The organism is Streptomyces sp. NPDC004561 (assembly GCF_053602155.1).
Window position 1 is genome coordinate 1 of record NZ_JBSGDB010000212.1, and the last position, 14589, is coordinate 14589.

8 protein-coding genes and 1 pseudogene are annotated in these 14589 nt (G+C 71.8%); 4 read left to right on the top strand and 5 right to left on the bottom strand.

The genetic code is table 11. The annotated features are described in order from the left end of the window. From ACWEN3_RS25365 to ACWEN3_RS25375, 3 genes and pseudogenes are all read right to left on the bottom strand, one after another. Positions 1-176 (bottom strand): annotated as a pseudogene (locus tag ACWEN3_RS25365) (serine/threonine protein kinase); the annotation flags it as partial. Between the two features lie 94 nt (positions 177-270). Beyond that, the gene (lon, locus tag ACWEN3_RS25370; RefSeq protein ID WP_452975206.1) at positions 271-2691 is read right to left on the bottom strand and encodes an endopeptidase La; all 2421 of its coding nucleotides are present in this window, start codon (positions 2689-2691) and stop codon (positions 271-273) included. Between the two features lie 154 nt (positions 2692-2845). Then, entirely contained in the window at positions 2846-3643 is a 798-nt protein-coding gene (locus tag ACWEN3_RS25375; protein ID WP_452975209.1) for a rhomboid-like protein, read from the bottom strand. Between the two features lie 230 nt (positions 3644-3873). On the opposite strand from ACWEN3_RS25375, the gene ACWEN3_RS25380 reads away from it, so the two are divergent. The 4 genes from ACWEN3_RS25380 (at position 3874) to ACWEN3_RS25395 (ending at position 10653) form a co-directional block, all read left to right on the top strand. After that, positions 3874-4551 carry a spermine/spermidine synthase domain-containing protein gene (locus ACWEN3_RS25380; RefSeq protein ID WP_452975212.1) on the top strand — a complete coding sequence of 226 codons (678 nt, stop codon included), beginning with the start codon at positions 3874-3876 and terminating at the stop codon, positions 4549-4551. Positions 4552-4664: 113 nt separating this feature from the next. Continuing rightward, positions 4665-5408 (top strand): response regulator transcription factor, encoded by a 744-nt coding sequence (locus ACWEN3_RS25385; RefSeq protein WP_452975215.1) that lies wholly within the window; start codon positions 4665-4667, stop codon positions 5406-5408. Further along, on the top strand, positions 5405-6520 hold the full coding sequence (locus ACWEN3_RS25390; RefSeq protein WP_452975217.1) for a HAMP domain-containing sensor histidine kinase: 1116 nt from the start codon (positions 5405-5407) through the stop codon (positions 6518-6520). Before ACWEN3_RS25385 ends, ACWEN3_RS25390 begins: the two co-directional genes overlap by 4 nt. A gap of 302 nt (positions 6521-6822) precedes the next feature. After that, the gene (locus ACWEN3_RS25395; RefSeq protein ID WP_452975220.1) at positions 6823-10653 is read left to right on the top strand and encodes a multifunctional oxoglutarate decarboxylase/oxoglutarate dehydrogenase thiamine pyrophosphate-binding subunit/dihydrolipoyllysine-residue succinyltransferase subunit; all 3831 of its coding nucleotides are present in this window, start codon (positions 6823-6825) and stop codon (positions 10651-10653) included. Between the two features lie 65 nt (positions 10654-10718). Here the strand turns inward: ACWEN3_RS25395 and fxsT are convergent, their stop codons facing one another. Continuing rightward, positions 10719-13721, bottom strand: a complete 3003-nt coding sequence (gene fxsT / locus ACWEN3_RS25400; protein WP_452975223.1) for an FxSxx-COOH system tetratricopeptide repeat protein — start codon at positions 13719-13721, stop codon at positions 10719-10721. 80 nt (positions 13722-13801) lie between these two features. After that, on the bottom strand, positions 13802-14589 hold a 788-nt coding region (locus tag ACWEN3_RS25405; RefSeq protein WP_452975226.1), incomplete at its 5' end, for an aKG-HExxH-type peptide beta-hydroxylase.

The following is a 14589-nucleotide window of genomic DNA, read 5'->3' on the forward strand; positions in this document are numbered from 1 at the left end:
CCTTCGTTGCGGGTGTACTCGGGGGCGAGCAGCTTCAGGGCGACCGTCCGGCCGAGGCGCAGGTCCGCGGCGCGGTAGACGACGGCCATGCCGCCGCGGCCGAGTTCGCGCTCCACCCGGTAGCCCGCGATCTCCGTCCCGATCAGGGCGGAGGGCCGGCTCCCCTGTCCGCTCACGGAGGAATTCTATCGATCTGCTCCGTTCGGGGCGCATGGCGAAGGCCCGGGTCTCCCTCACGGAACCCGGGCCTCGCCCTTCCCGCGACGTCCGTCACGCCGCCACGGGAACCTCGGGCGCCGCGCCGTTCGTGGCGGGCGCGAGCGCCAGTTCCAGGACCTGGCGGACGTCGGTCACGGTGTGGACGTCGAGCCGGTCCAGCACCTCGGCCGGGACGTCGTCCAGGTCGGGCTCGTTGCGCTTGGGGATGATCACGGTGGTCACCCCGGCGCGGTGGGCGGCGAGCAGCTTCTGCTTCACACCGCCGATGGGCAGCACCCGGCCGGTCAGCGAGACCTCGCCGGTCATCGCCACGTCCGTGCGGACCAGGCGCCCGGAGAGCAGCGAGGCCAGCGCGGTGGTCATCGTGATGCCCGCGCTCGGGCCGTCCTTCGGGACCGCGCCCGCCGGGAAGTGGATGTGCACGCCCCGGTCCCGCAAGTCGGCCACCGGCAGCTCCAGTTCGGCGCCGTGGCTGCGCAGGAAGCTCAGCGCGATCTGCGCGGACTCCTTCATCACGTCGCCCAGCTGACCGGTCAGGGTCAGTCCCGCCCCGCCCGTCTCCGGGTCGGCGAGGGACGCCTCGACGAAGAGCACGTCGCCGCCCGCGCCGGTGACCGCGAGACCGGTGGCCACACCGGGGACGGCCGTACGGCGCTCGGCCGGGTCCTGGGCGGACTCGGGCACGTGGTGCGGCCGGCCGACCAGGCCGCGCAGGTCCTCGTCCCGGACGGTGAACGGCAGCTCCCGCCTGCCCAGTTCGTGCTGGGCCGCGACCTTGCGCAGCAGCCGCGCGATGGACCGCTCCAGGGTGCGCACGCCCGCCTCGCGCGTGTACTCGCCGGCGAGCCGGCGCAGCGCGCCCTCCTCGAGGGTCACCTCGTCCTTGGCGAGGCCGGCCCGCTCCAGCTGGCGCGGGAGCAGGTGGTCCCGGGCGATGACGACCTTCTCGTCCTCGGTGTATCCGTCCAGTCGCACAATCTCCATACGGTCGGCGAGGGCCTCGGGGATTGCTTCCAGGACGTTGGCGGTGGCGAGGAAGACGACGTCGGACAGGTCCAGCTCCACCTCCAGGTAGTGGTCCCGGAAGGTGTGGTTCTGCGCGGGGTCGAGGACCTCCAGCAGGGCCGCGGCCGGGTCGCCCCGGAAGTCGGAGCCCACCTTGTCGATCTCGTCGAGCAGCACGACCGGGTTCATGGACCCGGCCTCCTTGACGGCGCGGACGATCCGGCCGGGCAGCGCGCCGACGTAGGTGCGGCGGTGGCCGCGGATCTCGGCCTCGTCCCGGACGCCGCCGAGGGCGACCCGGACGAACTTGCGGCCCATGGCGTGCGCGACGGACTCGCCGAGGCTGGTCTTGCCGACGCCGGGCGGGCCGACGAGCGCGAGCACGGCTCCGCCGCGCCGCCCGCCGATGACGCCGAGGCCCCGCTCGCCGCGCCGCTTGCGCACGGCCAGGTACTCGGTGATCCGCTCCTTGACGTCCTCGAGGCCCGCGTGCTCGGCGTCGAGGACCGCCTGGGCGCCCTGGATGTCGTACGCGTCCTCGGTCCGTTCGTTCCACGGCATCTCCAGGACGGTGTCCAGCCAGGTGCGGATCCAGGAGCCCTCGGGGGACTGGTCGGAGGACCGCTCCAGCTTGTCGACCTCCTTCAGGGCGGCCTCGCGGACCTTCTCCGGCAGGTCGGCGGCCTCCACGCGGGCGCGGTAGTCGTCGGACTCCTCGCCCTCCTCCTCGCCGTTCAGCTCGCGCAGCTCCTTGCGGACGGCCTCCAGCTGACGGCGCAGCAGGAACTCGCGCTGCTGCTTGTCGACGCCCTCCTGGACGTCCTTGGCGATGGTCTCGGCCACGTCCTGCTCGGCGAGGTGGTCGCGGAGCTGCTGCGTGGCGCGCTTCAGGCGGTCCACCGGGTCGGCGGTCTCCAGCAGTTCGACCTTCTGCTCGATGGTGAGGAAGGGCGAGTAGCCGGAGTTGTCGGCGAGCGCGGAGACGTCGTCGATGGCCTGGACGCGGTCCACGACCTGCCAGGCGCCGCGCTTCTTCAGCCAGGCGGTGGCGAGCGCCTTGTACTCCTTGACGAGTTCGGCGGCGTGGCCCGGCAGCGGGTCGGGCACGGTCTCGTCGACGCGGGCGCCCTCGACCCACAGGGCGGCGCCCGGACCGGTGGTGCCGGCGCCGATGCGCACACGGCCGCGACCGCGGATCAGGGCCCCCGGGTCGCCGTCGGCCAGCCGGCCGACCTGCTCGACCGTGCCGAGCACACCGGTCTTCGCGTACGTGCCGTCGACCCGTGGCACCAGCAGCACCTTGGGCTTGCCGGGCGCGGAACGGGCGGCGGCCTGGGCGGCCTCCACCGCGGCCCGCACCTCGGCGTCGCTCAGGTCCAGCGGAACCACCATGCCGGGCAGCACGACCTCGTCGTCGAGCGGCAGCACGGGCAGGACGAGCGTGAACGCCGTGGACTCAGCAGCCATGATCTCCCCTTCGGCAGTCAACTTGAGCTATGCCGACTCAATGTTCTGGCTGCGGGGATTGTTCCCAGGTTTGTGTTCGCTGTGAGCGATCATCCGAGGGCGCGCGGAAACACCGGGCGGGAAGGGGTGGGGTGGGGTGGGGTGGGCGGCCGGCTCAGTGCCGCCACCGGCGCACCAGCGGCCAGCCCGCGACGCCGATCGAGAGGGCGATGAGGTGGCCCCAGTTGGTCATGGGGTCCTGGAAGGCGACCAGGTCGCTCAGCAGTTCGCCGCCCACCACGATGAGCAGGGGCCAGCGCAGCCAGGGACGGAGCAGGCCGGCGAGCGCGCCGATGCTGGCGGCGACACCGAAGCTGATGCCGTAGTCGAGGCGGTGCAGCGAGGTCGTGGGGAGATACCCGAAGAGGACCGCGAGGCCCACCGGGACCTCGGTCGCAAGGGTGGCCAGGACATGCCCGGCCAGGAACACGCAGGCCGCGCGGGCCCCGCCTATCCGCCGCTCCAGCGCGGTGAGCACCAGCACGAACGCGATCGCGTACGGCGAGACGATCCCGCCCGCGATCCACAGCCCGCTGGCCAGCAGCACCAGCGCGGGCGTGCGCACCAGGTGGGACACGTCCGTGCTGCAGTCCTGGTAGAGGGCGTGGACGACGGCCGGGTCGGCCAGCACCACGAAGACCGAGGTGACGGCGAGGACCGCCGCGTAGGCGGAGGTGAACGGCGTCCCGGTGGGCGACGGCAGCAGCAGCCAGGGCCGTATCCACGGCAGCGGCACCCACCGGGTGGCCTCGGGAGCGGGTTCCACGGCGCCGCGCTGACGCGGCATGCCGTCCAGCAGGTCCACGAGCGCGGGGGCCGCGACGACGGCGAGGCCGTCGGGGCCGTCCGGAAGGGGCGGGCCCGCCAGGGGCGGGGACACGGCCGTCACAGGGCCCGTCGCGATCCGTTCCACCGTGAGGCGCTCCTTCCGTCGCGCCCCACACTCAGCGTTGAGCGGGCCGCTGTCTATGACCGACGCCACGCGAGAGCGGATTCACAGCAACCTCCTACGCATCCGATGCGTCCCGTCCGCGCCGCGACACGCCGCGTTGTCCCTCCAACGGGTACGTCGCACCGGTGCCAACGGCGTCCGTCATCGGTAATTCCCGTGTGCGCAAAGCTTTGTTCAAGCAGGATGGAGCCATGACTGCCGTGGACGACTCTCCCGTGGTGCTGGACCGGCGCGACGGCCCGTACGGCGAAGTGGTGCTGCGCAGACACGGAGCGCTGCTGCAGATCATCGCCAACGGCTGCTTCCTGATGGACACGTCCGACGGCCGCTCGGAGCGGCTGCTGGTCGACGCCGCGTACCGCGCGCTGGACGGCCGGCCGCGGCCCGACGTGCTGATCGGCGGCCTGGGCGTGGGGTTCTCGCTCGCCCACGCGGCGGCGGATCCGCGCTGGGGCCGGATCACCGTGGTGGAGCGGGAGCCCGCCGTCGTCGACTGGCACCGGGACGGGCCGCTGGCGCGGCTGTCCGCCGCCGCGCTCGCCGACCCGCGCACCGACATCGTCGCAGCGGACCTGATTCGTTACGTCAATGAGACATCGACCAGGTTCGACGCACTGTGCCTGGACATCGACAACGGTCCGGGCTGGACCGTCACCGAGGACAACCAGGGGCTGTACTCGGCGGCCGGACTGGCCGCGTGTGCAAGGGTGTTGAGGCCGGGCGGGGTGCTCGCGGTGTGGTCGGCGAAACCCTCTCCGGAATTTGAAGGAACCTTGCGGAATGTCGGGTTCCGTAAGGTGCGTACCGAAGAGGTGCCCGTTGCCCGGGGCGTTCCGGACGCCGTGCACCTCGGCGTCCGCCCTGGATAGCGACGGTACGGTCAGTCCCCGTAATGTGCTGCCCTGACGCCGATCATTCAAGCGTCAATCGCAGACATGGGATCACCCCACGGGTTCCGGAAAGCAACAAGCAGGGGCGGGCGATGGAGCAGACACACACCTCCCAGAGCGGCGCGGCGGCGACGGCCACCCAGGGCACACAGCGCCGGGTGCTGGTCGTGGAGGACGACCCCACGATCGTCGACGCCATCGCGGCCCGGCTCCGCGCCGAGGGATTCCTCGTGCAAACCGCGGCCGACGGGCCGGCCGCGGTCGACACGGCCGAGGCCTGGCAGCCCGATCTGCTGATCCTCGACATCATGCTGCCGGGCTTCGACGGCCTGGAGGTCTGCCGGCGCGTGCAGGCCCAGCGTCCGGTGCCGGTGCTGATGCTCACCGCGCGGGACGACGAGACGGACATGCTGGTCGGACTCGGGGTCGGCGCCGACGACTACATGACCAAGCCGTTCTCGATGCGGGAGCTGGCGGCACGCGTGCACGTGCTGCTGCGCCGGGTCGAGCGGGCGACCCTCGCCGCCACCACGCCCCGCTCGGGCATCCTGCGGCTCGGCGAACTGGAGATCGACCACGCGCAGCGCCGGGTGCGGGTGAAGTCCGAGGACGTCCACCTCACGCCCACCGAGTTCGACCTGCTGGTGTGCCTGGCGAACACCCCGCGCGCGGTGCTCTCCCGGGAGCAGCTGCTGGCCGAGGTCTGGGACTGGGCGGACGCCTCCGGCACCCGCACGGTCGACAGCCACATCAAGGCGCTGCGGCGGAAGATCGGCGCCGAGCGGATCCGCACCGTGCACGGCGTGGGCTACGCCCTGGAGACGCCGACACCGTGAGCAGCGACGGGCGCCAGGCCGCACGGAGGAGCCCCGGGGACGAACCCTGGGGCGGCGTACGCCCGTTCTCGATCAAGACCAAGCTGGGTGCGCTGGTCGTCATCGCGGTGCTGATCACCACCGGCCTGTCGATCGTCGCGGTGCACACCAAGACGGAGCTTCGCTTCATCACGGTCTTCTCGATGATCGCCACACTGCTGATAACGCAGTTCGTGGCGCATTCGCTCACCATGCCGCTGGACGAGATGAACACGGTGGCGCGGTCGATCTCGCAGGGCGACTACACCCGCCGGGTGGGCGACGGCCGCCGGGACGAGCTCGGCGACCTGGCCCAGACGATCAACCTCATGGCCGACGAGCTGGAGGCCCAGGACCGCCAGCGCAAGGAGCTGGTGGCGAACGTCTCGCACGAGCTGCGCACCCCGATCGCCGGGCTGCGCGCGGTGCTGGAGAACATCGTCGACGGGGTCACCGAGGCCGACCAGGAGACCATGCGGACGGCCCTGAAGCAGACCGAGCGGCTCGGCCGGCTCGTGGAGACGCTGCTGGACCTCTCCCGCCTCGACAACGGCGTCGTACCGCTGAAGATGCGCCGGTTCGAGGTGTGGCCGTACCTCTCCGGCGTGCTGAAGGAGGCCAACATGGTCGCCTCGGCCCGCGCCGGCATCGCCTCCGGCTCCGGCAGCCACACCCGCACCGACGTCCATCTGCACCTCGACGTCTCCCCGCCGGAGCTGACCGCGCACGCGGACCCCGAGCGCATCCACCAGGTCGTCGCCAACCTGATCGACAACGCGGTCAAGCACAGCCCGCCGCACGGCCGGGTGACGGTGCGGGCGCGGCGCGGGCCGCAGCCGGAGTCGCTGGAGCTGGAGGTCCTGGACGAGGGCCCCGGCATTCCGCGCTCGGAGTGGCACCGCGTGTTCGAGCGGTTCAACCGCGGCTCGGTGACCCGCCCGCACGGCCCGGGCAGCGACGGCGGTACGGGGCTCGGGCTCGCGATCGCCCGCTGGGCCGTGGATCTGCACGGCGGCCGGATCGGTGTGGCCGAATCCGAGCGGGGCTGTCGGATCATCGTCACTCTTCCGGGCCTGACTTCCGTCTCCGGTTGACGTAGGGTCCGAACCGGAGCCGCAAGATCCACTGGCGTCCGCGCGGACTCCGCGCAGTTGGACACGTGTGATCAGGCACAGGCCCGGAACGCCTGCGTACCGGGCCCCAGCAGGCGCACCCTCATCGCCTCACACACATCCGGAACCACGCTTGTTTCCCGCCATTTCAAGCCCTGAAACAAGATTTTCGATGTGACTTACACGACGATGAACCGGCCCGACCTGACCTTCACCGTCTCGGGGGCGTAGCCTTTATTCCCGCTGTCCATCACCTTGTGAAGCGGAAGAGGGCGGTTGCCGCCGTGTCGCCACAGTCCCCTAGTAACTCGAGCTCCCCCAGCCTCCGGCCGGGCGGTGCCCCCACGACCGACGACCAAGCCGGGAAGAACCCCGCTGCCGCGTTCGGTCCGAACGAGTGGCTCGTCGACGAGATCTATCAGCAGTACCTCCAGGACCCGAATTCGGTAGACCGTGCCTGGTGGGACTTCTTCGCCGATTACAAGCCGGGAGCGCCTGCCACCCCGGCTCCGGCGGGTTCTGCGGCCGCGGGGGCCGCAGGGACCACCACCACGGCCCCGCAGGCTCCTCAGGCCCAGGCCGCGCCCGCGCCGGCCCCCGCGGCCCCGGCCGCCGCGGCCCCCGCGCCGGCTCCGGCTCCCGCCCCCGCGGCGACGGCCGCGCCCGCCCCGGCCAAGCCGGCGCAGCCCGCACAGGCGCCCGCTCAGCCGAAGGCGAAGGCCGCGGCCCCCGCGACGGCGGCCGTCGACGGCCCGGAGCTGATCACGCTGCGCGGCCCGTCCGCCGCGGTCGCGAAGAACATGGACGCCTCGCTGGAGATGCCGACCGCCACCTCGGTCCGCGCCGTCCCGGTGAAGCTGCTGTTCGACAACCGCATCGTCATCAACAACCACCTCAAGCGCGCCCGCGGCGGGAAGATCTCCTTCACGCACATCATCGGGTACGCGATGGTGCAGGCCATCAAGGCCATGCCGTCGATGAACTGGGCCTACGGCGTCAAGGACGGCAAGCCGACCCTGATCAAGCCGCCGCACGTCAACCTCGGCCTGGCCATCGACCTGGTCAAGCCGAACGGTGACCGCCAGCTCGTCGTCGCGGCGATCAAGAAGGCCGAGACGCTGAACTTCTTCGAGTTCTGGCAGGCCTACGAGGACATCGTCCGCCGCGCCCGCGAGGGCAAGCTGACCATGGACGACTTCACCGGCGTCACGGTCTCCCTGACCAACCCCGGCGGCCTCGGCACCGTCCACTCCGTGCCGCGTCTGATGCCCGGCCAGTCGGTGATCATGGGCGTCGGCTCCATGGACTACCCGGCCGAGTTCCAGGGCACCAGCCAGGACACCCTGAACAAGCTCGGTGTCTCCAAGGTCATGACGCTCACGTCGACCTACGACCACCGCGTCATCCAGGGCGCCGCCTCCGGCGAGTTCCTGCGCCAGGTCTCGAACCTGCTGCTCGGCGAGAACGGCTTCTACGACGACCTCTTCGAGGCGCTGCGCATCCCCTACGAGCCGGTCCGCTGGCTCAAGGACATCGACGCCAGCCACGACGACGACGTCACCAAGGCCGCCCGCGTCTTCGAGCTGATCCACTCCTACCGGGTCCGCGGCCACGTCATGGCCGACACCGACCCGCTGGAGTACCGCCAGCGCAAGCACCCCGACCTGGACATCGTCGAGCACGGCCTCACCCTGTGGGACCTGGAGCGCGAGTTCGCCGTCGGCGGCTTCGCCGGCAAGTCGATGATGAAGCTGCGCGACATCCTCGGCGTGCTGCGCGACTCGTACTGCCGCACCACCGGCATCGAGTTCATGCACATCCAGGACCCCAAGCAGCGCAAGTGGATCCAGGACCGGGTCGAGCGCGGCCACTCCAAGCCGGAGCGCGAGGAGCAGCTGCGCATCCTGCGCCGCCTGAACGCGGCGGAGGCCTTCGAGACCTTCCTGCAGACCAAGTACGTCGGCCAGAAGCGCTTCTCGCTGGAGGGCGGCGAGTCCGTCATCCCGCTGCTCGACGCGGTCATCGACTCCGCTGCCGAGTCCCGCCTGGACGAGGTCGTCATCGGCATGGCCCACCGCGGCCGCCTGAACGTGCTGGCGAACATCGTCGGCAAGTCGTACGCGCAGATCTTCCGCGAGTTCGAGGGCAACCTCGACCCGAAGTCGATGCACGGCTCCGGCGACGTGAAGTACCACCTGGGCGCCCAGGGCACCTTCACCGGCCTGGACGGTGAGCAGATCACGGTCTCGCTGGCCGCCAACCCGTCCCACCTGGAGACCGTCGACCCGGTCATCGAGGGCATCGCCCGCGCCAAGCAGGACATCATCAACAAGGGCGGCACGGACTTCACGGTCCTGCCGGTGGCGATCCACGGCGACGCGGCCTTCGCGGGCCAGGGCGTGGTGGCCGAGACCCTGAACATGTCGCAGCTGCGCGGCTACCGCACCGGCGGCACGGTCCACATCGTCATCAACAACCAGGTCGGCTTCACCGCGGCCCCCGAGTCCTCGCGTTCCTCCATGTACGCGACGGACGTGGCCCGCATGATCGAGGCTCCGATCTTCCACGTGAACGGCGACGACCCGGAGGCCGTGGTCCGCGTGGCGCGGCTGGCCTTCGAGTTCCGCCAGGCGTTCAACAAGGACGTGGTGATCGACCTCATCTGCTACCGCCGCCGCGGTCACAACGAGTCGGACAACCCGGCCTTCACCCAGCCGCTGATGTACGACCTGATCGACAAGAAGCGCTCGGTGCGCAAGCTCTACACCGAGTCCCTGATCGGTCGCGGTGACATCACCCTGGAAGAGGCCGAGCAGGCCCTGCAGGACTACCAGGGCCAGCTGGAGAAGGTCTTCACGGAGGTCCGCGAGGCCACGTCCCAGCCGGCCGCCGGCCCGGTGTCGGACCCGCAGGCGGACTTCCCGGTCGCGGTGAACACCTCGATCTCCGCGGAGGTCGTGAAGAGGATCGCCGAGTCCCAGGTCAACATCCCGGACTCGTTCCACGTCCACCCGCGTCTGCTGCCTCAGCTGCAGCGCCGGGCGACGATGGTCGAGGACGGCACGATCGACTGGGGCATGGGCGAGACCCTCGCGGTCGGCTCCCTCCTCCTGGAGGGCACCCCCGTCCGCCTGTCCGGCCAGGACTCCCAGCGGGGCACCTTCGGCCAGCGCCACGCGGTCCTCATCGACCGCGAGACGGGCGAGGAGTTCACGCCGCTGATGTACCTCGCCGAGGAGCAGGCGCGGTACAACGTCTACAACTCCCTCCTGTCCGAGTACGCGGTCATGGGCTTCGAGTACGGCTACTCGCTGGCCCGTCCCGACGCGCTCGTCATGTGGGAGGCGCAGTTCGGCGACTTCGTCAACGGCGCGCAGACCGTGGTCGACGAGTACATCTCGGCGGCGGAGCAGAAGTGGGGCCAGACGTCCGGCGTCACCCTCCTGCTGCCCCACGGCTACGAGGGCCAGGGCCCGGACCACTCCTCGGCCCGTGTCGAGCGCTTCCTGCAGCTCTGCGCCCAGAACAACATGACGGTCGCCATGCCGACCCTCCCGTCGAACTACTTCCACCTCCTGCGGTGGCAGGTGCACAACCCGCACCACAAGCCGCTGGTCGTCTTCACCCCGAAGTCGATGCTGCGCCTCAAGGCCGCCGCGTCGAAGACGGAGGAGTTCACGTCGGGTCAGTTCCGCCCGGTCATCGGCGACGCCAGCGTGGACCCGGCCGCGGTCCGCAAGGTCGTCTTCGTGGCGGGCAAGCTGTACTACGACCTGGAGGCCGAGCGGGTCAAGCGCGGCGTCACGGACACGGCGATCATCCGCATCGAGCGGCTGTACCCGCTGCCGGGTGCCGAGATCCAGGCCGAGGTCAACAAGTACCCGAACGCCGAGAAGTACCTGTGGGCGCAGGAGGAGCCGGCGAACCAGGGTGCCTGGCCGTTCATCGCGCTCAACCTGATCGACCACCTCGACCTGGCGGTCGGCGCGGACATCCCGGCCGGCGAGCGGCTGCGGCGCATCTCGCGCCCGCACGGCTCGTCGCCGGCGGTGGGTTCGGCCAAGCGCCACCAGGCCGAGCAGGAGCAGCTGGTGCGTGAGGTCTTCGAGGCGTAAGCCTCACCGGCCTGGGGCCCGGTGCCGAGTTTCCGCTCGGTGCCGGGCCCTTCGCGTTGGGCGCCTCAGCCGAGGTACGCCTCGAAGTCCCAGTACGGGCGGACGCGTTGGCGGGCGGAGATGGTGTGGGGGTGCTGGGCGCCGAGGGTGCGGGTGAGGGCCAGCAGGGCGTCCTCCTCCAGCTTGCCCGCCTCCTCCGGCTCGTGGGCCACCCGCAGGTCCGCGGCCAGGGCCACCTGGCAGGACAGGGTGAGGGGGTGCTCGTGCCCGAGCGAGTGCCGGGCCCGGCGCAGGCTCTCCCGGCTCAGCTCCACCGCCTCCGGGATCCGGCCGGTGAAGTTGCGCGCGCCGGTCGCGTTGAGGGCGCAGCCCAGCACCCAGGGATGGTCCGCGCCCAGGGTGGCGGTGAGCCCGGCCAGCGCGGCCTCGAACATCGCCAGCGCCTCGGCCCGCTCGCCCGCCGCCTGCATCACCAGCCCGGTGTTGGAGAGCATCCCGGTGGCGACGGGATGCGCGGGACCGAGCAGCGCCCGGAAGCCGGTCTCGGCCTCGTCGACGAGGTCGCGGGCCTGACCGAGGTCGCCGTGCTCACGCAGGAAGTTGCCGTAGTTGGTGATGAACGACAGCGTGCGGTAGTGCTCCCGGCCGTGCAGCTGGACCAGTTGCTCCAGCAGGCTGGACATCGCCGGGCCCACGTCCGGGGCGTGCCCGCCCTCGCGGCGCCGGCACATGGCGAGCTGGGAGCGGGCCTCCAGGGTCTGCGGATGCTGCGGCCCGAGCACCTGCACATGGAGCCGGACGATCGGTTCCTGGCGGGCCAGGGCCTCCCGGTAGCGGCCGAGCAGCCGCAGGCTGTGGGTGACCGCGTTGCCGGAGTGCAGGGTGTTGATGTGCCGGGCGCGCAGCACGCTCTCGCGCCCCGCGAGGGTCTCCAGGTCGGTGTCCAGCGCCTCGGCGTACCGGCCCAGCATGCGCAGGGTCACCCCGAGGTTGTGCCGGGCGACCAGGGTGGGGGGCTCGTCGGGGCCGAGGAGCCGCTCGTTGCCGTCGAGCACCTCCAGCTGGAGCCGGTGCGACTCCTCGTAGCGGCCGAGGGCGCGCAGGCCGGACGCGATGGCGCTCTTGCTGACCAGTTCGCCGATCTCGTTGCGCCGGGGCGCCGCCTGGAGCTGCTTCAGCACGCCCCGGTGCAGTTCGTACAGTTCCCGGAACCGGCCGCTGTTGCGGAGCATGTTGCCCTCCTGGGTGGCCAGGTCGAGCATGGGCTGGTCGATCGGGTCCATGAACCGGGACCAGTGCACGCGCACCTGCTGTGCCAGTTCCAGGCCGCCGCTGTACTCGCCGCTGCGGGAGCAGTAGCGCAGACAGTTCAGGACGAGTTCCTGGACGCGCGGCTGCCCGCTCTCCAGGGCGCCGGAGGGCTGCAGATGGGGCAGGAGTTCGGCGTAGCGGGGCCAGTTCCGGCTGTCGGCCGGGTTGCCCGGGTCGGCCTCGGCGAGCAGGGTGCGCACCGCCCGCCGGTGCAGTTCGCCGCCGCCGTCGCCGGTCAGCTTGGAGACGATGTCGTGGACGAGGCGGTGCATGTGCACGGACTCCTGGTGCGGGCCCATCTCGGCGGCCAGCGGGCCGCGGGTCTCCCGGGTGAGCACCGAGTAGTTGACGAGCGTGTCCAGGGCCCTGGTCCAGGCGGGCAGGTCGGTGGACATCCAGCGCAGTTCCTCGGGCAGTTCGGCCCGCGGGTAGGCGCGGATGAGGCCCAGCGGGATGCGCCCGGGGGCGAAGGAGGTGCACAGGCCCAGCACGTCGATGGCCTGCGGCTGGGAGCGGCGCAGCCGGTTGAGCAGTATGGCCCAGGAGGTCAGGGACGACTGCGGGAAGCCCTCGCCGGTGACGGGCTCGTCGACGGTGGACAGCCGCCGCTCGCGCACCATCCGCAGGTACTCGGCCACCTCCATGCCGGACTCGCCGAGCCAGGAGGCGGCCTGTACGAGCGGCAGCGGTACGTCGCCGAACTCGGCGGCCACCTCGTCGGCGTCCCGGGCGCTGATGTGCGGCGCGCGGCGCATCAGGTAGGCGGTGGACTCGGGGCGCAGGAAGGCGGGGATCTCCAGGACGTCGGTGTGCGCGCTCCAGCCCCGGTTGCGGGAGGTGAGCAGGACGTGGCCGGTGCCCTGCGGGAGCAGGGCGGAGACGCCGTCGATGTCGTCCCAGCCGTCGAAGACCACCAGCCAGTTGCCGTACGGCTCGCCGCGCCGCAGCGCGTTGCGCACCGCGCGGATGCGCTCGCCCGGTTCGCTGCCGATGCGCAGGCCGAGTTCGACGGCGAGTTCGCCGAGGCGGTCGCGCTGGATGTTGCGGTCGTCGCTGTTGACCCACCACACCAGGTCGTAGTCGGTGCTGAAGCGGTGCGCGTACTCGGCGGCGAGCTGGGTCTTGCCGATGCCGGACATGCCGACGAGGGTGCAGGCGGCGGCGCCGCGCTCGGCGTCGGCCAGCCGCTGGTGGAGCTCGCCGAGCAGGTCGTCCCGGCCGGTGAAGCGCGGGTTGCGGCGTGGCACCTCGCCCCAGATCTCGCAGCGCTCGTCGGGGTAGCGGATGCGGCCCGGGAGGGTGCGCGGGCGCGCGAGGCGTTCCAGGCCGAGCCGGCGCAGCAGGCGTTCCTCGGCGGCCTCCTCGCTCAGTGCCCAGAGGCTGGCCGGTTCCAGGACGGCGGTCGCGGGCAGCAGGGGCCGGTTGGTGAGGTTGACGGCGGCGAAGCGGTCGGCGTGCGCGGCCACGAAGCCGCGCAGCGCGTCGTTCCACTCGCCCGGCGGGCGGGGGCCCAGCTCGAAGAACCAGTCGTTGAGGACCAGCAGCACCTTTCCGCTGGCCAGCAGCAGGTCGCCGAGGGAGTCCTCCAGCGGCACCTCGCGCGGCGGGTCCCAGCGCTGCTGGGTGGCCCGGTGGCCGTGGCGCTCCAGGCACTGCGCGATCCACGCCGCCCACGAGCGGTGGTACCCCGGGAAGACCACGAGCACGTGCTCGGGTGCCGCCGCGCCGTCCGCGCCCGGCCGCCGCTGTTCCGCCATCGCCGCTCCCTGTTCCGGCGGCCGCCGGCCTCTCGGGCAGCCGCACGCATAACGTAACGCAGTAACGCCTCCACGGAGCGTCATCCCGGCTGTCGGGCGGTCACTCCCAGGCTTGCGTGGTGGCTGCCCATGTGCCGGACGAACTCCCTTCCGCGAGAGGTCAGTTCATCGGAATCGGCCAGTACCGACAAGGCCTCGGCGACCTGGTCCCGGCAGACCTCGAACCGTTCGGCGGCGCGTCGCCGCCACGCCCAGGCGGGTCCGGCCCGGGCCCGCCACCACAGGTCCATCAGCGCCAGATGCGCGTACGCCCCCTGGAGCACGCCCGGGACCGGGCGCGGATCGCGCCGCCAGCCCACCCGGTGCAGGGCGCCGCCGGGCCGCCACAGGGGGACCAGTTCGTCGAGGACGGCCAGCTTGGTGTGGTGCGTCTCGTGCACCAGCGACTCGGCCAGCTCCCGCCGGTCGCCGGGGAGCTGGGCGAGGACGGCGCCGGGCGCGGTGCGCAGGGTGGCGCTCATCGGCGTACCGCCGCCCGCGGGCGGCGCCAGCGGGACGACGGACCCCACCAGCGCCGTCGTCTCGGCCGCCCGGGCGGGGTGGGTCGCGGTGAGCAGCGCGAGGGCGTCGCGCCAGCGGGCGGTCCACGCGGCGTGGTCGGAGTACGGGCGCTCGGCGGCGGGCAGGGCGGCCGGGCCGATGCCCCGCGCGGGCACCCGGTAGGGGTCCACGTCGTCGAGGACGGCGGTGCCGCCGGGCAGCGTGTGCAGCGTCGACCAGGCCAGGGTGGCGCCGGGCGTCCAGCGGGAGCAGGAGCGGATAGGCCGGCGAGGCGGCACCGGGCAGTTGTCGCACTCCTGACCGCCCC

Bases quoted from the DNA above. Each gene is read 5' to 3' on its own strand.
- lon (WP_452975206.1), bottom strand. From the start codon at position 2,691: ATGGCTGCTGAGTCCACGGCGTTCACGCTCGTCCTGCCCGTGCTGCCG.
- ACWEN3_RS25380 (WP_452975212.1), top strand. From the start codon at position 3,874: ATGACTGCCGTGGACGACTCTCCCGTGGTGCTGGACCGGCGCGACGGC.
- ACWEN3_RS25385 (WP_452975215.1), top strand. From the start codon at position 4,665: ATGGAGCAGACACACACCTCCCAGAGCGGCGCGGCGGCGACGGCCACC.
- fxsT (WP_452975223.1), bottom strand. From the start codon at position 13,721: ATGGCGGAACAGCGGCGGCCGGGCGCGGACGGCGCGGCGGCACCCGAG.